At 36.9% G+C, this 21,603-nt stretch carries 23 protein-coding genes and 1 tRNA gene; 12 read left to right on the plus strand and 12 right to left on the minus strand.

The features are described 5' to 3' along the window. The first annotated feature begins 298 nt into the window (after positions 1 to 298). From G7Y57_RS08960 to G7Y57_RS08975, 4 genes are read left to right on the plus strand one after another with little or no spacing between them, the layout of a single operon-like run. Positions 299 to 2,623, plus strand: a complete 2,325-nt coding sequence (locus tag G7Y57_RS08960; protein ID WP_165022591.1) for a TonB-dependent receptor — start codon at positions 299 to 301, stop codon at positions 2,621 to 2,623. Between the two features lie 32 nt (positions 2,624 to 2,655). Then, a complete protein-coding gene (locus tag G7Y57_RS08965; RefSeq protein ID WP_165022594.1) occupies positions 2,656 to 3,729 on the plus strand; it encodes a sensor histidine kinase in 1,074 nt (357 codons plus the stop codon). Positions 3,730 to 3,739: 10 nt separating this feature from the next. After that, positions 3,740 to 4,801, plus strand: coding sequence for a sensor histidine kinase (locus tag G7Y57_RS08970; RefSeq protein ID WP_165022597.1), 1,062 nt, complete (start codon positions 3,740 to 3,742; stop codon positions 4,799 to 4,801). A 1-nt stretch (position 4,802) separates the two neighbouring features. Further along, entirely contained in the window at positions 4,803 to 5,519 is a 717-nt protein-coding gene (locus tag G7Y57_RS08975; RefSeq protein WP_165022600.1) for a LytR/AlgR family response regulator transcription factor, read from the plus strand. A gap of 210 nt (positions 5,520 to 5,729) precedes the next feature. On the opposite strand, the gene G7Y57_RS08980 is transcribed toward G7Y57_RS08975, so the two are convergent. Continuing rightward, positions 5,730 to 6,290, minus strand: a complete 561-nt coding sequence (locus tag G7Y57_RS08980) for a lipocalin family protein (RefSeq protein ID WP_165022603.1) — start codon at positions 6,288 to 6,290, stop codon at positions 5,730 to 5,732. Between the two features lie 37 nt (positions 6,291 to 6,327). After that, entirely contained in the window at positions 6,328 to 6,531 is a 204-nt protein-coding gene (locus tag G7Y57_RS08985) for a hypothetical protein (protein WP_165022606.1), read from the minus strand. Positions 6,532 to 6,702: 171 nt separating this feature from the next. Here G7Y57_RS08985 and G7Y57_RS08990 point away from each other — a divergent pair, with 171 nt between their 5' ends. Beyond that, complete coding sequence (locus G7Y57_RS08990; RefSeq protein WP_165022609.1) at positions 6,703 to 7,035, plus strand: hypothetical protein; 333 nt, start codon at positions 6,703 to 6,705, stop codon at positions 7,033 to 7,035. Positions 7,036 to 7,220: 185 nt separating this feature from the next. Here G7Y57_RS08990 and G7Y57_RS08995 read toward each other — a convergent pair whose 3' ends face one another. From G7Y57_RS08995 to G7Y57_RS09020, 6 genes are all read right to left on the minus strand, one after another. Next, positions 7,221 to 7,415 (minus strand): hypothetical protein, encoded by a 195-nt coding sequence (locus tag G7Y57_RS08995; protein WP_165022612.1) that lies wholly within the window; start codon positions 7,413 to 7,415, stop codon positions 7,221 to 7,223. Between the two features lie 135 nt (positions 7,416 to 7,550). Continuing rightward, positions 7,551 to 7,859, minus strand: coding sequence for a hypothetical protein (locus G7Y57_RS09000; RefSeq protein WP_165022615.1), 309 nt, complete (start codon positions 7,857 to 7,859; stop codon positions 7,551 to 7,553). Between the two features lie 373 nt (positions 7,860 to 8,232). Beyond that, positions 8,233 to 8,319 (minus strand) — tRNA-Ser (locus tag G7Y57_RS09005). A gap of 28 nt (positions 8,320 to 8,347) precedes the next feature. Then, positions 8,348 to 9,124 (minus strand): TatD family hydrolase, encoded by a 777-nt coding sequence (locus G7Y57_RS09010; protein ID WP_165022618.1) that lies wholly within the window; start codon positions 9,122 to 9,124, stop codon positions 8,348 to 8,350. After that, complete coding sequence (locus tag G7Y57_RS09015) at positions 9,111 to 9,809, minus strand: hypothetical protein (protein ID WP_165022621.1); 699 nt, start codon at positions 9,807 to 9,809, stop codon at positions 9,111 to 9,113. The genes G7Y57_RS09010 and G7Y57_RS09015 overlap by 14 nt, the downstream gene beginning before the upstream one ends. A 16-nt stretch (positions 9,810 to 9,825) precedes the next feature. Beyond that, positions 9,826 to 10,797, minus strand: a complete 972-nt coding sequence (locus tag G7Y57_RS09020) for a polyprenyl synthetase family protein (protein ID WP_165022675.1) — start codon at positions 10,795 to 10,797, stop codon at positions 9,826 to 9,828. 238 nt (positions 10,798 to 11,035) lie between these two features. On the opposite strand from G7Y57_RS09020, the gene G7Y57_RS09025 reads away from it, so the two are divergent. The 5 genes from G7Y57_RS09025 to G7Y57_RS09045 all read left to right on the plus strand — a co-directional run bounded on the left by G7Y57_RS09025 (position 11,036) and on the right by G7Y57_RS09045 (position 15,577). Continuing rightward, on the plus strand, positions 11,036 to 11,992 hold the full coding sequence (locus G7Y57_RS09025) for a glycoside hydrolase family 43 protein (protein ID WP_410492641.1): 957 nt from the start codon (positions 11,036 to 11,038) through the stop codon (positions 11,990 to 11,992). 20 nt (positions 11,993 to 12,012) lie between these two features. Next, on the plus strand, positions 12,013 to 13,155 hold the full coding sequence (locus G7Y57_RS09030) for an aldose epimerase family protein (protein ID WP_165022627.1): 1,143 nt from the start codon (positions 12,013 to 12,015) through the stop codon (positions 13,153 to 13,155). Between the two features lie 139 nt (positions 13,156 to 13,294). Then, a complete protein-coding gene (locus G7Y57_RS09035; protein ID WP_165022630.1) occupies positions 13,295 to 14,143 on the plus strand; it encodes a sulfite exporter TauE/SafE family protein in 849 nt (282 codons plus the stop codon). A 6-nt stretch (positions 14,144 to 14,149) separates the two neighbouring features. After that, entirely contained in the window at positions 14,150 to 14,563 is a 414-nt protein-coding gene (locus G7Y57_RS09040; protein ID WP_165022633.1) for a DUF1634 domain-containing protein, read from the plus strand. 12 nt (positions 14,564 to 14,575) lie between these two features. After that, a complete protein-coding gene (locus G7Y57_RS09045; protein WP_165022636.1) occupies positions 14,576 to 15,577 on the plus strand; it encodes a M28 family metallopeptidase in 1,002 nt (333 codons plus the stop codon). A 230-nt stretch (positions 15,578 to 15,807) separates the two neighbouring features. Here the strand turns inward: G7Y57_RS09045 and dprA are convergent, their stop codons facing one another. Continuing rightward, positions 15,808 to 16,929, minus strand: coding sequence for a DNA-processing protein DprA (dprA, locus tag G7Y57_RS09050; protein WP_165022639.1), 1,122 nt, complete (start codon positions 16,927 to 16,929; stop codon positions 15,808 to 15,810). Then, the gene (locus tag G7Y57_RS09055) at positions 16,930 to 17,601 is read right to left on the minus strand and encodes an ABC transporter ATP-binding protein (protein WP_165022642.1); all 672 of its coding nucleotides are present in this window, start codon (positions 17,599 to 17,601) and stop codon (positions 16,930 to 16,932) included. A 102-nt stretch (positions 17,602 to 17,703) separates the two neighbouring features. Between G7Y57_RS09055 and mtgA the strand changes: the two genes are divergently transcribed. Both mtgA and G7Y57_RS09065 read left to right on the plus strand, forming a co-directional pair. Beyond that, positions 17,704 to 18,429 (plus strand): monofunctional biosynthetic peptidoglycan transglycosylase, encoded by a 726-nt coding sequence (gene mtgA / locus G7Y57_RS09060; RefSeq protein ID WP_165022645.1) that lies wholly within the window; start codon positions 17,704 to 17,706, stop codon positions 18,427 to 18,429. A 34-nt stretch (positions 18,430 to 18,463) separates the two neighbouring features. After that, positions 18,464 to 18,994: a hypothetical protein gene (locus G7Y57_RS09065; RefSeq protein WP_165022648.1), complete on the plus strand. Its 531-nt coding sequence runs from the start codon at positions 18,464 to 18,466 to the stop codon at positions 18,992 to 18,994. 205 nt (positions 18,995 to 19,199) lie between these two features. Here the strand turns inward: G7Y57_RS09065 and G7Y57_RS09070 are convergent, their stop codons facing one another. Continuing rightward, positions 19,200 to 20,354, minus strand: a complete 1,155-nt coding sequence (locus G7Y57_RS09070; RefSeq protein ID WP_165022651.1) for a glycoside hydrolase family 76 protein — start codon at positions 20,352 to 20,354, stop codon at positions 19,200 to 19,202. A 77-nt stretch (positions 20,355 to 20,431) separates the two neighbouring features. Next, the gene (locus tag G7Y57_RS09075; RefSeq protein WP_165022654.1) at positions 20,432 to 21,580 is read right to left on the minus strand and encodes a SusE domain-containing protein; all 1,149 of its coding nucleotides are present in this window, start codon (positions 21,578 to 21,580) and stop codon (positions 20,432 to 20,434) included. Between the last annotated feature and the right edge of the window lie 23 nt (positions 21,581 to 21,603).

The raw sequence follows: 21,603 nt of genomic DNA on the forward strand, positions 1-21,603 counted from the left end.
AGCTATGCATAGATACAAAGATAATACCTGTGGATGTACAGACAAAGTGTTCTATTCGATTTGTTTTGTTAATTGATAGTTACGAAGCCATTTCATGTTTTATACGACTCTTTATTTTCGTTGCTCTCCAAAGTTAAGATTTTCATCTTCACCTAATATTAATTCCGTATACAGAAAAATCATTTCTGTATATAAAATATAGCTCTCTGTCTATTTTCAAAATATGGCTTCTGCTGATAATCTACTTTTGGTTCTATAATTAAAACAAAAACTATAATTAATATAAAACTAAAGGATTATGAAAAATAAATTCAATTCACTAATAGCATTCTTGCTATTCTTATTTGTATCGGTTGGCATGTCGGCACAAACAATACGGGGTGTGGTAGTCGACTATGCCTCGGGTTCACCATTGTCGTATGTTACTATCGGGCTTTTAGATAAACCCGAGATAGGAACAATGACGGATAGCTTAGGGCGATTCTCTTTGAAAAATGTGCCTGTCGGACGTCATACAGTACAAGCTACATCAGTAGGTTACGAACCCAATATATTTCGTGAAATATTAGTTACATCAGCAAAGGAAGTCTATTTGGAGATACCATTGACTGAAAATATACAGGAGTTGGGCGAGGTTGTTTTTACCCAACGAACAAATAAAGACAGGGCGCTTAATAGTATGGCGACTACGGGAGCGCGTATGCTTAGTGTAGAAGAAGCGAACCGCTTTGCGGGTGGAATGGATGATCCGGCTCGTTTGGTGGGCTCTTTTGCCGGAGTAGTTTCTAGTGTAGGTAACAATGGTATATCGGTACATGGTAATGCACCACATTTGTTGCAATGGAAACTCGAAGATGTCGAGATACCAAATCCGAATCACTTTGCAGATATTTCGACATTGGGTGGTGGTGTGTTATCTTCGTTGAGCAGTAATGTGTTAGGAAATTCTGATTTCTTTACGGGAGCTTTTCCTGGCGAATACGGAAATGCCGTATCGGGAGTTTTCGATATGAAACTGCGAAATGGTAATAATCAGAAGTACGAGAATGCTTTCCAGATAGGTATCTTAGGTATCGACTTTGCTTCGGAAGGACCTTTCAGTAAAAAACACAATTCGTCTTATATATTCAACTATCGTTATTCAACTACAAGCTTCTTAGACCTTGGTGGAAATCTCGATTATCAGGATTTAAACTTCAAAGTGAATTTTCCTACTAAGAATGCCGGTGTATTTTCTGTTTGGGGAACAGCTTTATTGGATAAATTCACGAATGATTTTGAAGAAAATCCCGATAAATGGGAATTTATGGACGATAATAAAAAGTCGAGAGCAAAACAATCTGCGTTAGCCGCAGGTGTGACTCACCGTTATTTTTTCAATAACAATGCTCAATTGAAGACTACTTTGGCTACAACTTATTCGAGCAATGATGCCAGTGAAGATGCTTTTGATACGAAAATGAATTCTACACCTACATTAGATATGGACACCCGTAATACTAACCTGATCTTTAACACGTCTTTCAATCGTAAATTCAGTTCGAGATTTACAAGTAAAACAGGCTTCACGTTTACCCGAATGTTTTATAACATGGATTTGCAAATGACACCTTTCAGAAATAAGCCGTTGGAGACTATTTCACAAGGTGACGGTAGCACTAATCTGATCTCGGCATATACGAGTGCTGCAATAGGACTTAGTGATAAACTTACAATGAATCTTGGAGTAAACAGTCAGATACTAACATTGAATAATAGCTTCACTATCGAACCGCGTGTGGGTATGAAATGGCAAGCAAGTAACAGAGCATCGTTTGCTGTGGCCTATGGTTTGCATAGCCGTATGGAGAAAATGGATGTGTTTTATGTCAGAACAGCAGGGGTGGATAGTAAGCCTGTTAATCAAGATCTTGATTTTACGAAAGCTCATCACTTGATGCTTACTTTTAATTATAAGATATCGGATAACGTGAATCTGAAAATAGAGCCTTATTTCCAATCCTTATTCGACGTGCCTGTTATTGCAGACAGTTCTTACTCTGTACTCAACCGTAAAACATTCTATGTAGAAGATGCACTTGTGAACAAGGGTAAAGGACGTAATTACGGAGTCGATCTTACTTTGGAAAGATATTTAGATAAAGGCTTTTATTATATGCTTACAGGATCGGTATTCAGTTCGAAATACAAGGGTGGAGACGGCGTGTGGCACAATACGAAGTTTAATCGCAACTACGCTTTCAATGTCTTAGTGGGTAAAGAGTGGATGATGGGATCGAATAAGCAAAATATATTGGGAGCCAACCTCCGGTTTACTCTTCAGGGTGGTGAGCGTTATTCTCCGGTCGATGTAGAGGCTACAATGGAACATCCTGACAAGGAAGTGCAGTATGATGAAACAAGAGCGTATTCGAAGCAACTATCGCCTATGTTTGTAACCAATGCTTCGGTAAGTTATAAAATGAACAAGAAAAAAGTATCGCATGAGTTTGCAATCAATATACTTAATTTAACCGGCTATGAAGAGTTTTTGGGACACCAGTATAATCTGAAAACAGGTGAGATAGAACTTTATCGTCAGGCTACAGTCTTACCTAATATTAGCTATAAATTGCACTTTTGAGCGAAAAGAAAAAATAAAAATAGTAAATTCGAATGTTGAAGATAATTAACAAGCGTATGCCGGAAACGAATATAGAAAAACAATCTTCCTTATATAAAGTTTTAATCGATCCTAGCTATAGGATATGGAGGTATGCGCTGTTAATTTTGGCTTTCGGTATCATGGCTATTAATAAGACACTGGTAAATTTTAAGGCTATATTACCGGAGTTAGGCAATAAGGTATATATAGTAGCCGGTCTTATATTTACGACTTATATGACTATTATCTTCTTAAACCGATATTCTTCAAAATATTTACTAAAGAAGAAATATATAGTGTACGTACTGCTCATTCTCTTCATTACGTTCTGTTTTATGGTGATCCAAAATTGTATGGAATATCTGATATTACTGAATTATGGAGTAGAACTCAATTATAGCTTTCTTCTTCTCGACAATATATCCTCTTACATTGTATACTTGATATGCTTTGCAGGAATGTCTATCCCTGTGTTTTTAAAGCATTGGATGGAATATAACAAGCGTGTTAATCAACTCGAGAATAATAAGATATATTCGGAGGTAGAACTACTGAAAGAGCAGATTAGTCCGATACTGCTATTCAATATATTGAATCGTACAGGTGTTTTAGCTAAGAATGAGCCGGACAGGGCTTCTAATATGCTGATGAAATTAAGTCAATTGCTTCGCTATCAGTTGTACGATTGTAATCGTGAAAAGGTATTGTTGTCGTCGGAAATTACATTTTTGAAAAATTATCTGGAGTTAGAACAATTATATTCACCACTTTTGCACTTTTCGCTGAATAGCGAAGGTAATTCTTATGGGAGGTTTGTTCCACCTTTAATTTTTCTTCCTTTTATCCAACTGATGGTAAATTCCACAAAACAAGAGGAGAAGGGGCTTGTCGATGTTTCTATATCTGCACATCAAGATGAAGTTTTGCTTGAGTGTAAAGTCAATAATGTAAATATTGGAGCATCTGCCCCTGAGTATCAAAAGGCTGTACAGCGACTCGATATGCTGTATAAAAAAAGCTATTCATTGTCGTTATACAATAATGAGGACGCAAATCAGACAATGGTTAGTTTGAAAATAAATTGACAGAATCACGATGATAAAAATTGATAATAATATAGTTCCTAAGTTCTTATTAAGTCCTAGTTGGCGTGTTTGGCGGCATTTGCTGCTTTGGAGCTTGATTTTCTTTATTTCAGCAGGATTTATATGGAACACCCCCGGAGAGTATGGGGCAGGAGTGAAAAAAGCTATCGGATTGGCATTCTATATGTTTGTATTTATGGGTGGGATATATCTGAATATTTACTGTTTGGTTCCTAAGTTATTATTGAAAAACAGGCTATGGCTTTACTTTATATCCTTGCTGGGGGTTGTGTTTTTGATAATTGTACTTATTTTTATCGCTCAAGAGTCTATTTATCAGTCTGATACTCCGTTAGGTGATGTTGGCTATGGATTTGCTATAATCAGCTCGTTGTCGGCAGTAATTTCGTTTGTCTTTCTGTTTGCAGGAACCGGTAGTGTTTTGCTATTCAAACATTGGATGACTTACATGCAGAGGGTAGATGAACTCGAGTCCGCAACTTTACAATCAGAATTGAAATTACTTAAAGACCAGATCAATCCGCATTTTCTTTTCAATATGCTTAACAATGCCAATGTATTGATAAAAAGAAGGCGTGAGGAGGCATCGGAAGTACTATTTAAACTCGAAGATTTATTGAGGTATCAGATAAACGATAGTTCGAGGGATAAGGTGCTGCTAACATCGGATATTCGCTTTTTGGATGATTTCCTTAAACTGGAAAAGATACGGCGCGACAAATTTGAGTATGTAATATCAAAAGAAGGTGTTATTAATGAAGTATGGATTTCACCTCTTTTATTTATACCGTTTGTAGAAAATGCTGTGAAACATAATCCTGATAGTGAAAATGAATCGTATGTATACCTGACATTCAAAGTATGGAATAATAAATTGGAGTTTAGATGTGAGAATTCGAAGCCGGTTACTACATTTGAAAAAAGTAGTGTCGGAGGTCTTGGATTAAAAAATGTAAAGCGTCGTTTGGAATTATTATACGCTGATCGACATTCATTAGAGATTAAAGAAGACGATAAGTCGTATATCGTTAACATGCAAATAGAATTATAATATGAAATGTATAATAGTAGATGATGAACCTCTGGCTCGCGAAGCCATCGAAATATTAATAGATGAGGTGAGTGGAATAGATTTGATCGGTTCATTCAATAATGCGACCTCTGCCGCTAAGTTTATAAAGGAGCAACCTGTCGATCTGATATTTCTCGATATACAGATGCCTAATATAACAGGTATAGAGTTTGCCCGTGATATTCCTAAAAGCACACTGGTTATATTTACAACAGCTTATGCCGAATATGCTCTGGATAGTTACGAGGTGGAAGCAATCGACTATCTTATTAAGCCTGTCGAATTGGATCGTTTCAAGAAAGCGGTTGAAAAAGCTGTCGCTTATCATTCTCTTTTGATGAGAGAAGAAAAGGAGGATATAGATGTAGAGAATATAGAGAACGAATCTATTTTCGTAAAATCAGATCGTCGTTATTTTAAAGTGAACCTGAAAGATATTCTTTTTATAGAAGGACTGAAAGATTATGTAATTATTCAGTTGCAAGATCAGCGCATTATAACAAAGATGAATCTGAAAACAATGCATGAGCTTCTTCCTCAAAAGACGTTCCAAAGGATCAACAGATCTTATATTGTTAATGTCAATCAGATTGATTCGTTCGACAATAACGATGTATTTATAAAGACGCACGAGATAGCAATAGGGAATTTTTACAGGGATTCTTTTTTTGAAGAATTTGTCTCAAAAAGGGTATGAGATAATTCTAAAAGATCAAAGAGGGGGGGCACAAGTAATTTTTCGTATAATATTGTCATCCTGAACGGAGAGAAGGATCTCTCAATGAAGAGTCGGGATTCTTCACTTCGTTCAGAATGACAAAAAAGAGTATCACTTAGATAGTGTACCTTCATTTATGACGCTCCATCTTCGATCTTTAGAGATATTGGTATGGAAATTTAAAAAGAATTATTTGTCGGATTTTCTGTTATGTTCTACCCAAACTAATTTAGACGTATCATAACCTAAATCCTGTGCTTTTTGAAGATACGATTCTTTTATCTTCTCTGGCATTGTTGTCTCTCTCGATAATAACCATAGATAGTTGAAGTTTTTGCCTGCAACCAATGCATATTTATAATCCTTATCTATATCGATAACGTTATAACCTGCATAAAACGGACCGAAAAAGGATACCTTAAGCTTCGCTTCATCAGCCGAATCAACAAATTTAGCTTTTCCGGTAGCTTCTTTCTCTTCGCCTTTCTTGTAGTTGTAGCCACGATTTACAACCTTGATACTACCATCTTTATTCAACGAATATTCGGCGGTAGTATTATTCATATCTTTTTCGAAACGAAAATCGAGACGCGCTATCTCATACCATTTGCCTAGATATTTATCTTTATCGAATGGTTTTACAGCCGACACACCTTTTGGTATCGTATTACACGAGTTGAGGATAAGTGCAGTGCCAATAGCCAATGTGACACTTCCTGCTAATATGCCTATGTTCTTATATTTGCTCATAGTTTATGATATTCTAATCTTAATAATTAGGAGAAACTTATTTCTTAGCCTTAGGTTTGTGATCTTTGTCTTTCAGATCATGTATTTTATCTTTAATTATTTCTTTCTCTTCGCTGATTTTGATTTTAGCATCATGTTTGGCATTATCGATAACCTTTTTCGTTTTTTCTACAGCTCTTTCAATTTTACCTTCCAGTTTGTCTTTTGCTCTTAGAGCTTCGTCTTTCAAATCTTTATCCATAATCGTAAAATTTTAATTGTTGTGTAAGACTAAATTTTAAATAAATCTGTTATCTAGTATAACATTGCGACAATGTATTTAGGTTGTTGTATTAGATTTATTTAAGTATTATATATTGAGTCGTCGAACTATACTATATATATTTACACTATTAATTAAACCTTAATTTTTATGATAAGAAAAGGACTTTATTCGCTACTATTGGTAATTGTGCTAACATCTTGTGCTTCTACATTCGGGGTTGCAAATCTTAATTCTAAGATTAAAAAATTAGAACTCGGAATGACTAAGAAAGAAGCATTAAGTATTGTTGGAAAAGAATATGATTTGGTTGTGGCTTCTCAGACAGCCGATGGAAGGCTCGAGGTGCTGCGTTTCACACCTGTTGCCGGTCGTATTTATCTATTGCATTTCCTCAATGGTGAACTTGTCGAATATCATGAAGAAGTGCCATTTCATGGACCTCGTGATGTTCGAATTATAAATGAAGATATAAACGAATAGATATAGAATTTTGATAGATTAAGAAAAGGTTATGTCTTAGGTAAATGTACACCGTCTAAGTGTTACTCTCTTTTGTCATTCTGAACGAAGTGAAGAATCCTGACTATCAATAAGAGATCTTTCTCTCTGTTCAGTATGACAATATCATGCGAAAAATTACTTATGACATACCCTCCGTATTTTATTCAAATAACTAACCAGAACAGCAATGCTAATGTAAAACCTAATAAAGAGGTGAAAAACATAAAGCCGCCTATTTTGTCGTATTTTATTGACAGGTCGGGTTTACGCCTCTTTACTAATCCCGATATAAACCAGTAAGAAATGCTTAAGACAAAGAGAATTATACTTACGACTAGAAATATTATATCGACTTTCATGACAGCATTGAATTATAAGATTAATTATTATATCTGCTAAGTAGAAGACATGTTTAATGTCGCATCTCGAAGTTATAACAATTAATCAAGCACAAAAGATCGATAAGGAAAAGTTTATTTTACAACGAACCGTTCTTAATGGATCTCTCCTTTAAATTTCCATTTCTTATCACTACCGTCAAAAGCAACAGAGAACATATCGGCAGAAGGTAGTCTTAAATAAGGGAATTGTCCGTTTAGTGCTGCCCTTATTCCTTCAATATTGGCTACATAGTAGTTCCAGTCTAAAATTGTGGCATAGTCGGCATTCACTCTTTCCATATTGGATCCTTTGATTGCAATGTTGATGTCTTCGACTGTTTTCTTAATATCAGAATTATCCCTTTTGACAGTTAATTCATTGTATTTTTCCATGTAATTCTTAGATAGTTCTTCAAAGTCCATATCTGATCAATTTTAGGGGTTATTTATCCATTAAAATTACGAATAAAATTTACCGTAGAAAATATCTTATAGTTTTTTATATAAAACAAAATACGATATGAATGGTTTGTTGGATTTATTCGTGCCCGAAAATGAAGATACTTTTTGCAAATCTCATTTTCGTTAAACAGGTAGATAAGAAGAGCCGTATAAAGCCTTGCTTCTATCAGAGTTTCTTTTAGGTATAGTTGGAATGGTTGATTCCGATTACCTGATGCTAATCAGATATTTGTTTTATAAATCGCATTTGCTAGAGTATTGACGCATTACTGACGCAGGTAGACATGAAAAAACGTTGGAAGCTTTAGCCTTCAACGTTTTAAACCTATTTCTGCGGAGAGGAAGGGATTCGAACCCCCGAAACAGTTACCCGTTTACATGCTTTCCAAGCATGCGCCATCGACCACTCGGCCACCTCTCCTTATTAAATTGCGACGGCAAATATAAGATTAATTTTCTATTCTGAATAATCGTTTTGCATTTTCGGTCGTAATATTACCTACTTCTTCAGGACTGATACCATATATTTCGGCTAATTTCTCTATTACCTTGATCGTGTACGACGATTCATTTCTTTTGCCCCTATAAGGGATAGGGCTAAGGTACGGCGAATCGGTTTCTACGATAATATGCGAAAGGTCTGTTTCTTTCAGTACCGTTGACAAAGAGGAATTCTTGAATGTAACAACCCCGTTGATACCCAGCACGAAATTTTGGAGAGCTAATATCTCTTTCAATTCTTCTGTTGTTCCTCCGAAGCTGTGGAATACACCCCTTAGTTTATCACTTCCCACCTTTTTGATGCTTTCTATACATTCCCATATAGCGTTGCGCGAATGGATGGCGACAGGAAGATTATACTCTATGCTCCAGCGAAGCTGTTCTTCAAAAGCTTCCTTTTGCTGTTCCTCGTGTTTCTTATCCCAATAAAGGTCTATACCTATTTCGCCAACGGCAATATAAGATCGTTTGCTAAATTGTTCTTTCAAAATCGCTAGTTCATCTTTCCAGTTGTCGCCGACACTCGTCGGATGCAGTCCCATCATCGGGATGCAGTAATTGGGATAGTTGTCGACTAATAAGTGTAGTTGGTCTATTGTCGAAGAATCTATATTCGGTAATAATATTTTATCGACTCCTACTTGTTTCGCTCTGGTGATAACATCACCTATATCATGTTTAAATTCATCAGCATAAATATGCGAATGAGTATCAATTATCTTCATTTTCTCTTTCTCCTTTTCTGAGGTAATACACCACTCCAAAATCTTTGCATTTTTTCAATCGTTCCTCATTAGGCAGATAGGCGAAATACGCTTCTATCTGATTCCAAAGTTCATGGAGAACTTTGTCGACATCCTTACGTTGAACGCTCAATGCTTCCAATTGTCTGCCGGTATTGTTTTGATATGTTTTCTGAGCAATATAAGCATCCTTGAATTGGGAAAAAGCTACATTGACGCGTGCAATAGTTGGGTTGTAGACAGGGATACCTCCTTGTGCAAGGCGGGCTTGTTCTCCCTTTATAATATTTTCGCCCCATGTGAGTAAAGACTCATTACTTGTAAGATCGGGGATGGTATAATTGTCAGGATCGAGATGATAAAGAAATTTCATTTCTTTTTTTATCTCATTACGAATCACACAGAAGTTGAATACCTGAATAAAGTGAGATATATAAAGGCGTGCGTTTTTGATAAGCTTCTGCATCTTTCTGTTTGCAGTAGCTTGCGTATCCAAACTTGCTCTATAATGATTTTGCGATGTCTCAAAAGTACGAAGCATCACTTCCAGCTTTTTCACATCCAAGCTTACTACGTCCTGCCCGAAGAGAGAACTATTTTTCTCTATGGCTGTCTTTAATGCTTTTATTCGTGCATTGTCAGTATTAGGTAGGCGACGGTAAGGCATATATCCTTTACTTTATTTAAGAATTTCTAAACATCAAACTTTCAGCAACATCGTACAGTATCTTTTTTCTACTGTCGTCTATATTAATCTGCTTTAGGCATACTATAGCCTTTTCGTAATATTCGGTGATGAGTTTTTCCGATTTTTGTTTTAAATTCAGTCTGTCGTATATAGCTGTTACAGCTTTGATTTTCTCTGCTTCGATAAAATCTTTTTTGTCAAACCAGCCTATCAATTCCCTTTTTGCCGATTCATCAGCCAATGCATTTATAAGCAGGAATGTTTTTTTATTACATAAAATGTCCCCGCCTATTCTTTTGCCAAAGCTCTCGGCATCTCCATATACATCCAATAGATCGTCTTTCAATTGGAAAGCCAGACCGATCTTGATTCCAAAGTCGTATAGATGATCGGCATCAGCATCGTCTGCTCCACAGATTATAGCTCCTTCTTTCAACGCGCAGCCTAATAGAACCGCCGTTTTCAATCTGATCATCTCTATATATTCGGGAATAGTTACATCCATTCGTTTCTCGAATTCCATGTCTAACTGTTGCCCGCAACATATCTCAGTAGCAGTCACAGAAAACAAATCGAGTATCGGTAGCAGGTATTTTGGATTTACTTTAGCTATCTCTTTATAAGCCTCTATCAACATTGCATCACCCGACAAAACAGCCGTATTGTCATCCCATTTAATGTGAACAGTGGGTTTTCCTCTGCGTACATCTGCTCTGTCCATCAAATCGTCGTGCAAAAGAGTGAAATTGTGAAATACTTCTATACCTAAAGCAATAGGGATAGCCGGAGTTACATCCTCCTGATATAAGTTGCACGCCATGAGCGACAATGCAGGGCGAACACGTTTTCCTCCGAGCGATAAAATGTATGAAATAGGATCGAATAACGTTTTTGGTGTATAATGATTATACGATATTTTTTCTATTTCGAGATTAACAATGTCGAGTATTTCATCAAAGCTATACAGAGGTTTCATTATTGGTCTTCAATTATTAAAGGATTATAAATCTAGGAAAATGCTAGATACATACAATCATATTAGAATGATTAGTATCTTAGCAAAGATAGTTTTTTGGTTATAAAAATCAAAATATAAGGGATGGAATAGCAAAATCTTATTATTTTTACATAGTTTTATCAAAAATGATAATTAATTTAATATAATGAAAAACAGATTCTTACTTGTTGTAGCCGCTTTGGTTGCAATGCAGGCGTATAGCCAACAAACAAAACAGTCCAGTACACAACCCGAAAAAACGTCAGGTAACCCGATTGCCGAAGGATGGTATGCCGATCCCGAGGGAATAATCTTTGGTGATAAATATTGGGTATATCCGACTTACTCGGCTCCTTACGACCAACAAGTCTTTATGGATGCCTTTTCGTCTCCCGACCTTGTTAACTGGACAAAACATGAGCGTATAATCGATACTGCTGCCGTTAAATGGGTTAAGAGAGCTCTATGGGCGCCTGCTATTGTAGAAAAAGATAAACGTTACTACCTCTTTTTTGGAGGTAATGATATTCAAAGCGATAATGAGTACGGTGGAATAGGTGTTGCCGTTTCAGATAAACCCGAAGGGCCGTTCAAAGATCACATAGGTAAACCTCTTATCGATAAGTTCTATAATGGAGCACAACCAATCGACCAATTTGTGTTTAAAGATGTAGATGGAAGTTATTATATTTATTATGGTGGATGGAGACATTGCAATGTTGCAAAACTGAATGATGATTTTACTGCTATAGTACCTATGGCTGACGGAACAATGTTTAAAGAAGTAACACCCGACAAGTTCGTAGAAGGAGCATTTATGTTTATGCGCGGTGGAAAATATTACTTTATGTGGTCGGAAGGTGGATGGACAGGTCCTGATTACTCGGTAGGATATGCTATTGCCGATAGCCCTATGGGGCCATTCAAACGTATAGATAAGATTCTGCAACAAGACCCCAAAATAGCTACAGGCGCAGGTCATCACTCAATTATTCATGAGCCTAAATCAGACAAATGGTATATTGTTTATCACCGTCGTCCATTGACCGAAACCGACGGAAATCATAGAGTAACATGTATCGACGAAATATTTTTCGACGATAATGGTCTGATAAAACCTGTTGTGATAACAAATGAAGGAGTAAAAGCGAATCCATTAAAATAAATAAATTTAGTATTAGTATTATGAAGAAGACATTTTTAGGCATGATAGCAGTAGCTTTGTTAGCTGTTAGCTGTACAGAGCCGGCAAAAGTAGGAAAGCTTACCGATTCGGGGCTTGATAAAACGAAATTTGAGACAGAGGTTAAGGGTAAAAAAACCGACCTTTATGTATTGAGAAATGCAGGCGGCATGGAAGTCTGTATCACCAATTTTGGTGGTCGTATAGTATCTATTATGGTTCCAGACAAGGATGGTAATATGAAAGATGTTGCTCTAGGTTTCGATTCTATTCAGGATTACATTAACGTGCCATCAGACTTTGGTGCACTTATCGGTCGCTATGCGAACAGAATAGCAAATGGTAAATTCGAATTGGATGGTGTAGAGTATAATTTACCTAAAAACAATGGTAATCATACATTGCATGGTGGCCCTAACGGATTTCAATATGCAATATTCGATGCAAACTTACTGAATGACAAGGTTCTTGAACTTACTTACACATCGGTAGATGGAGAAGAAGGTTTTCCGGGTAACCTAACATGTAAAGTGATTTATTCGTTGACAGACGAGAATGCTATTGATATTACATACGAAGCAACAACAGATAAAGCGACTGTAATCAACATGACAAATCACTCATATTTCAATCTGGATGGTGATGCAAACGTGAAGAATTCAGAATGGTTGGTATCTATCAATGCTGATAAATACACTCCGATCGATTCTACATTTGCTACTACTGGCGAAATATTAATAGTAGAAGGAACAGATATGGATCTTCGCACACCTGTTGTTATCGGTAGTAGAATAGATAATGTTGCATTCGAGCAATTGAAAAACGGACGTGGTTTCGACCATAATTGGGTGCTGAATACAAACAACGATATATCGCAAGTAGCAGCTACATTAGAATCACCTAAAACAGGTATTGTACTTAGTGTTTATACTACAGAGCCGGGTATTCAACTATATACAGGAAACTTTCTTGATGGAACAGTAACCGGTAAAAAAGGCATTATTTATCAACAAAGAACAGCAGTTTGCCTCGAAACTCAAAAATATCCGGATACTCCTAACAAGAAAGACTGGCCTACGGCTACGCTTCGTCCGGGAGAAAAATATACAAGCCATACTATCTTCAAGTTTTCTGTGAAGAAATAATATGAAATAGTATATCTCAAGAGTTAATAGAAAAGACTTGGTAACCTAATTACCAAGTCTTTTTTCTTTTATCTCCCCGATTTCTGCTATCAAAAGTTTATCTTTGCATACATTAATTATTAGAAGAAAAAATTAAAAGATGGAGTTAGGTTTAATAGAATTCTCTCTTATTTTGTTTCTGGGGGCTTGTCTTGCAGGTTTTCTGGGGTCGCTCACCGGATTGGGAGGTGGAGTAGTTGTAATACCACTGCTGACACTGGGTTTTGGTGTAGATATGCGCTATGCAATTGGTGCAGCTCTGGTAACATCCATCGCCAGCTCGTCGGGGGCGGCAGCGGCTTACATAAAGGAGGGGATAACCAATGTGCGCATTGGTATGTTTTTAGAAATAGCTACTACTACGGGCGCTGTTGGTGGTGCAATTGTAGCTATGTATCTCGATAAGATGTATATCGCTATAATATTTGGCTGTGTGCTTATCTTTTCGGCAATAAGATCCATTAGTAAAAAGGATGACAATATAGATTATGCTGCACCTGGAGATAAACTAGGTGCGACGTTAAAATTGAATGGTTCGTATCCGACACGCGATGGGCAGGTTGTAAAATATAATGTTCACAATGTTGTTGGAGGCTATCTCTTGATGAGCCTTGCGGGCGTACTTTCAGGTTTGTTGGGCATCGGATCAGGAGCATTGAAGGTATTAGCAATGGATAGTACGATGAAAATACCGTTTAAAGTATCTACTACTACCAGTAATTTCATGGTCGGTGTAACAGCTGCTGCGAGTGCCGTAATATACTTGCAACGTGGATATATCGATCCCGGATTGGCTATGCCTATTGTGGTAGGTGTTCTTTTGGGAGCATTTTTCGGCTCGAAGATATTACCAAAGACGAATGTGAAAAAATTACGATTACTTTTTAGTGTCGTTATCTTCTTCCTTGCCCTTTCGATGATGTATAATGGTATAACCGGAAAACTGTAAGATATTATGAAACATTTATTTACAAAAGAATTCTGGGCCGAACGTGATGTGGAGCTTTTCATTGGCAAACTACTTCGCTATGGTGTTATGCTATCTTGTGGTATAACATTAGTTGGGGGTATTATCTACTTCTTTCAACGAAATGGTGTACGTCCCGATTATTCGCCGATCCCCGATGATCAGACGTTTCCCGGTGTAGATCATTACTTGAGAGAACTATCTACCATTATACCGCGCGTGATGGCTTTCGATGGTGCTGCCATTATTCAGTTGGGCGTGTGTGTGCTTATAGCTACTCCTATTCTGCGTGTAGCATTCTCTGTTATAGCTTTCCTTATGGAAAAAGATTATATGTATGTGGTGATAACACTGATAGTCTTGTCTATCATTATAGCTAATATGGTTTTAGGATTACACTGATTTTTACTGATTATGAAAAACATTACATTTATCATTGCTTTTTTATTTGTTTCGAGTCTGGCTATTGCACAAAAGCCGGTTGAAAAAGGTTTGGCAACAATCAATCGTCAAAGTGCTGAAGCTTACATCGGCTTTTTAGCTAGCGACGCTTTGCGCGGGCGTGAAGCGGGTAAGTCGGGTGGTAAAGTCGCTGCCGAATATATAAAAGCTACGTTAATGGATATGGGTATCAAACCATTCGAAGGGGAGTATTTTCAACCATTCGATGCCTACGCTCGCGAAAGACAGATACGTGGGCGATTTCAGGTAAATCCCGATTCCATTGCTGTCTATAAAAAACAATCGGCTTATCGTAAATTGTCGATGCAGAATGTACTTGGGTATATAGAAGGAAAAAATAAGAATGAATTTGTAATTGTTGGTGCGCATTTCGATCACATAGGTACCGATCGCACATTGGTAGTCGATAAAATATACAATGGGGCAGACGATAATGCTTCGGGAGTATCTGCTGTATTACAGATAGCTAAAGCTTTTCTGGCATCGGGAGTACAACCTGAGCGCTCGATTATTTTTGCTTTTTGGGATGGTGAGGAAATAGGTTCGTTAGGCTCGCAGTATTTTTTACTTGCCAGACCAGATATTTCAGGAATTAAGGGGTATCTAAATTTCGATATGATAGGTAGAAATCAAGATGAATCTAAACCGAATCATGTCGTTTACTTTTATACTGAGGCACATCCGGTATTCGGAGATTGGTTAAAAAACGATATAGCAAAATATAAATTGACTTTAGAACCCGATTATCGTCCATGGGATAAGCCAGTGGGAGGTAGCGACAACAGTTCGTTTGCAAAGAAAGATATTCCTATTATCTGGTATCATACAGACGGTCACCCCGATTATCATCAACCGACTGATCATGCAGATAAATTGAATTGGGACAAAGTCGTAAATATAACCAAAGCATCATATCTCAATATGTGGAATATGGCTAATGAAAAAAGCTTCTGAATAAAATAGAATAATAATAACAGTCGTGCTAAAAGTGCGGCTGTTTTATTTTAATATGAGTTTAAGATAAAGGACAAACAATATAATCTTTTGTCATCCCGAAACGTAGTGAGGGATCTTGATTACAATCTGTTATCGTATACAGATCCCTCCTTTCGGTTCGGGATGACAGAGTGAAATAGATAGGTAGATATATAAAAAGTAAAGTGACACTTATGTCTATTTTTAAATTAGTTTAAGGCATAAAGATTACCCGGTAGGTTTTTAATCAGTCCTTTCATTTCAAGATCGAGTAATGTTGAAAATAATTGATAGATAGGAACGCACGATTCGGAAGCCAATTGATCTACATGCAGGCTATCGTTGGTTGACAGAGCATCTACTACCTTTTGTTCTTCTTCATTCAGATTGATAAATAATTCTTTCTGCTTAGGAGTTTTCTTCGTTTTTTCCGAATTGTCATCCCAACCCATTTGTTGAATAAAATAGTTGAAAGATTGAAAAAGATCGGCTTTGTGGTCTGCTATCAGCTTATTACATCCACCCGACTTAGGATCATTTATTCTTCCCGGTAGAGCGAATACATCTTTACAATATGAATTTGCAATTTCTGCTGTAATAAGTGAACCACCTTTTGTATTCGATTCTACTACAATCACAGCATCGGCCATTCCTGCAACAATACGATTTCGTCTGACAAAATTAAATTTATCAGGTTCGGTTTTACTCGGGAATTCTGTTAGAAGCCCTCCGTGTTCAATCATTTCTATGGCTGTCTGCCGATGTGCCGAAGGGTATATTCTATCCAGTCCGTGAGCAAGTACACCGATAGTTGGTAGGTTATGTTTCAGTGCCGAACGGTGTGCATTAATGTCAATACCATATGCTAATCCGCTAATGATAAGTGTATCGGGTAGGGCAGATGCCAGCTCTTCTAAAAAAGCGTCGCAAAAATTATTACCATAATTACTGGAATTGCGAGTACCTACTATACTGACAATCTTATCAACATTAAAATCGGTATCACCTTTGAAATATAAGAGAACAGGAGCATCTATACATTCGCGTAATCGATGAGGATAGTCTTTATCGTTGATAAAGTATGTCTTTATATTATTTTTTTCTACAAATAAGAGTTCTTGTTCGGCTCTTCTTAATACTTCGGGGTTGAGTATTTCGTCAATGGTTTTAGATGCGATACCTTTAATACTAAGTAGCGATTTCCTGCTCGATCTGAATATAGCCTCTTCGTCTCCGACAGCTTTTAGGATATTGCGTGCAGTGATATCTCCAACACCGTTTATTTGTGTAAGGGCTATCTGGTATAAGAGTTTATCGGAAGCAGCACCCATTTATAAATCGATAGATTGATTGTCTATTATCATTCCATCACGCATGTGAACGGTACGATCTGTAATAGATGCCAAATGCTCATCGTGAGTAACGATTACGAATGTTTGCCCTAAGGTATCTCTTAATTTAAAAAAGAGTTGATGTAAGTCCTCCTTATTCTCTGTATCCAAACTTCCCGACGGTTCATCGGCAAGAATTACAGCAGGATTGTTTATAAGAGAACGGGCAACAGCAACACGCTGTTTCTCTCCACCCGATAGCTCGTTTGGTTTATGGGTCACCCTATCCGAAAGACCAAGCATATCCAATAGTTCTTTTGCTTTAGCTTTTGCTTGCGATTCTTTTACATTACCTATCAAGGCAGGAATCATTACATTCTCCAGTGCTGTAAATTCGGGTAGTAATTGATGAAATTGAAAAACAAAACCTATATTTTGGTTGCGGAAATCCGACAGTCTTGAATCATTTAGTTTACTTAGATTAACACCGTTGATAGTAACAGAACCGCTATCGGCTTTGTCTAGTGTACCAATGATCTGAAGTAAGGTTGTCTTACCTGCACCACTAGCTCCCACGATAGATATAATCTCTCCTTGTTTTACCGAAAGGTTTATCCCTTTCAGTACTTGCAGCGTGCCGAAGCTCTTTGTTATTCCGTTTACTTCAATCATTTTTTATAGAGTTTACATATAGTTACAAAAGTAGGAAAAATATTGTATAATTTTGCAGCTTCTTAATTATGTCTATATTGAAGATATTTGAATGATAATAGTATGAAGAAAAATAAGAAGCCGAAGCGGAGAGTTCTTAAGTGGATAAGGAATCTGATTATATTCCTGTTCCTTTTTAGCATATTTCAGGTCGTTTTATTTAAGTATGTGCCGGTGTATTATACACCATTGATGGTTGCTAACAATGTACAACAACTTTTTGATGGGGAGAAGATAGTTTACCATCATACGTGGGTTCCACTGAATGAAATATCTAAATCGCTTCCATTAGCTGTTGTAGCATCCGAAGACAATTTATACTTGGATCACTCGGGCTTCGATTTCAAGCAGATACAAGTGGCAATGGATGAAGCCGAAAAAGGGAAACGCCAGCGAGGAGCAAGTACTATTAGCCAGCAAACAGCTAAGAATGTATTTCTATGGCAGGGGAAATCATTTATACGAAAAGGTTTTGAGGTTTATTATACTTTTCTTATCGAAAATATATGGGGTAAAGAACGTATCATGGAGGTGTATCTCAATTCAATAGAAATGGGCGAGAATATTTATGGTGCCGAAGCTGTTGCCCGGAAGCATTTTAATAAATCGGCTAAAAAATTGACGGCAGGCGAGTGTGCCTTGATTGCCGCGACATTGCCCAATCCGAAGAAATTTAATTCAGCTAAACCATCTGCCTATATCTTAAAGCGTCAGGCTAAAATACTCGATTTGATGACAAAAGTAAAACCTGTCGATTTTGAGGTGAAAGAGGATACGAAGAAGAAGTAATTCACTAACTTTACTAACTTAAACTTTGTCGGCTATGGAAGAAAAAAATGAAGAAAAACGATTACTATTTATTATCAGGGGACTGATCGTACTGTATATCTTTTCGCTAGTTATATGGGGTGTAACTGCATTTCCGTTAGAAAGTGAGTTGGCTATTCTCTGCAATATCTTAGGCATATCGCAAGGTGTTTCACCCGAAAATTATGAGGGTTTACATTATTGGATTGCAACGGTAAATGAGGGGTTGGTTAATACCAATCGTAATTATTCTTTCTTAGCCTATGGTACAGACTGGCTTGCTTTTTCTCATTTGGTTATTGCTGTAGCTTTTATCGGGCTTTACGTAAAACCTGTTCGCAATATATGGATTGTTTATTTCGGGATGATAGCTTGTTTGGGCGTTATACCTTTAGCTTTGATATGTGGAGCTATAAGAGGTATTCCTTTTTACTGGCGATTGATAGATTGTTCTTTCGGCGTATTTGGTGCTATTCCTCTATATTTTCTTCATGTGTATATTAAGAAGCTGGAGAAGTTGATAGGATATGTACCTAGTAAATACTGATCGGGTATTTTTTTGTTGCTTAAGTAAGTGTCGAGTGGTATAGTATGTTTATCGGTACTCGAATATGAATATTATGCTTACTGACCGTAAAGAAAAACCGGATTCAAGTCATCTGCTTAAATCCGGTCATTCCCAGTGTTTCACTCATATAAAATACAAAAGGTTTGAATGTAATGAATATTTATCTCCACTACTATCTAAACCGCTATTCAATATATCCTTCTTTTTTCAACTTGCCTAATGATTCCATTAACATGCATCCGCTCAGTTGTGTACGCAGTGCAGTTGTTCCATTAGGTAGTTCCCACCATTTATAACCATATAAAACTACAGGGCTTTTTGTTGTTGCTTTTGTCCATAGAGACTCTCCACTCCTTTTCAGGAAGCCGATATATCTCTTTCTGGTGCTTTCCGGTAAGTCTTTATGCATGATTAGTTCAGTGAAATAGCGAATAAAGATACCTTTAAATAAGTTTACATCGTGATCTTGTTGTTCAGCCCAATCTGATAAAACCGAATTTGTGGAGTTTATCAATGTAGATGTTGTCCAATCGGCTGTCTTAATCGCGTCATTCAAATAAACTTTGTTTCCGGTAATATTATAGTACTCTAAAGCAGCACCGATGTAAGTCCCTGCATTGTAGGTCCAATCGCCATTTTTGTCATCAATGTTTTCAAAAACTCTCCCCGATTGTATAACAACTCTATTTTCTTTCATCCAGTCATAGATTCTGCCAAGCCATACCAAATTATCGGCTCCATTAACTACTTCGTTCGGATATTTCTGATAACGGCGAGCTGCTATAATAGCTGCAGGCCCATTAGATGGAATACCTTTGCTTTTTCCGGCATCATTATCTTCATGATTCCAAGGAATGCCACCACCATCGTAGTCGTTCCAACCAACGATAATATCTTCCCATAGCTGTTTAGCAGATGCTTCGTAACGGGCATCGTTTGTTGCTTCGAACGCTCTTAGATGAGCCATGCCATGCCAACCCATATCATCATAATAGTTATTCCAGAATTTACCTCCATTTTTTGCTTTTACTCCTTCGTAAAACTCATAAATACGTTGTTTGTAAATCTCGTTTCCGGTTCTCTCGTAAGCATCTACCAGTACGTCGAGACCATGTGCTTCGGGCCAGTAATCATATTGCCCGATGTTGCCAAAGTTATCATTGTTGAAATGATGTTTGGTAGAGTTCCAATAAACACTTACAAAGCTCGAGCTGCTACTGTCTGCTGCGGCCTCCCAGTTAATGGCATAGGTTGGGTTTGTCTCAATGTATTCATCTTCAAAGTTGTCACAAGAGACTACAAATAGAGCTATAAAGGGTATTAATAATAATTTATTCATTTCGTGTTATTTTTGATTAAACATATTAACAATAAGGATAATATATGATTACCCTTATTGTTAAACATTTGATTTTATTAATTAACCTTTTCTACTGTATGTGTATATTCATTATCAGCTTGGAAGTAAACTTTTATTTTAGCTGTCGCCATATCTATATCACTCATAAATTTCCACTTATCGTCCCATTGGTTAACACTTACTTCTTTTATCAAGAAATATGCTTTCTCATCAGCAGATCCCGGTGCCGAATCGGTACCATTTTTTGTACCCCACTGTGTTGTTTGACTTTGGCCGCTTGAATTGATTATTTCCATTTGGAATTTGTAACGTTGGTCTCTACCCCAACTTTCTTGCTTGAATTCTACAAAACCTTGACCTTCAAAGATTCCGTTTCCTTTATAATCGAGATCAAATAACAATGAATTAGTAGGACAGAAAAATAAGCTTAGTTTTGTTATCTCTGTTATTGTATAGACTCCTGTACTAAAATCGAGATTAATTCTGTATACACCATCATTTTTCACCGTAGCTCCATCAGTATTTTCTTTGAACGTCTTTCCTGTTGCTTCTGCTGAAAAGGTTCTTCTGGCTTCGTTTTTAGAATCTACGAAATAGTATTTTTTCCCTGCAAGTAGTTTGGTGAAAATCTCAAATTCATTACCACCTTCTAGTCCTTTTACTGTTAACGCCTTAGATATATCACCCCCATTTTCAGTACCTTCACCTGTTAAGAAAAGTGCGTCCGGAGCATCAATACCTGCTATTCGAGTAAGATTAATTATACGGCTTTCTGCTGCTGCTTTAGTTTGGGTTAGACCTCTTGAAGACATTACAGTCCATTTAATAGAACCTTCCTCTGCTGATGCTATTCCTGCCAGACCTGCAATTTTATTCAGGACTTTATGTGTAATACTAGCACCTGTGCTAATTCCTTTATTGTCGGCAGTTACAACAAATAGAGGATTCGAAAAATCGCCGTCTACTTTATCGAACAATACATCATAATACACTAGCCCGTTGTCTTCAGCAGTGGCTTTTTCCCACTCGAAGTATAAACTTGCTGTGGCAGAACTTTGTAATATTACATTTCTATTGTTATCCGGTGAGTAAAAAGTCACAACCGGTGTTACTTTAACTTCCTTGAACTCGTTGTCATCACTACATCTTGTAAAAGAGATAAGAGTGAGTAAAGAAACAGTTATCAATAATATTTTATTTCTCATTTTATTTATATTTATTGGTAAAC

The organism is Dysgonomonas sp. ZJ279, from assembly GCF_011039205.1.
Lineage (GTDB): Bacteria > Bacteroidota > Bacteroidia > Bacteroidales > Dysgonomonadaceae > Dysgonomonas.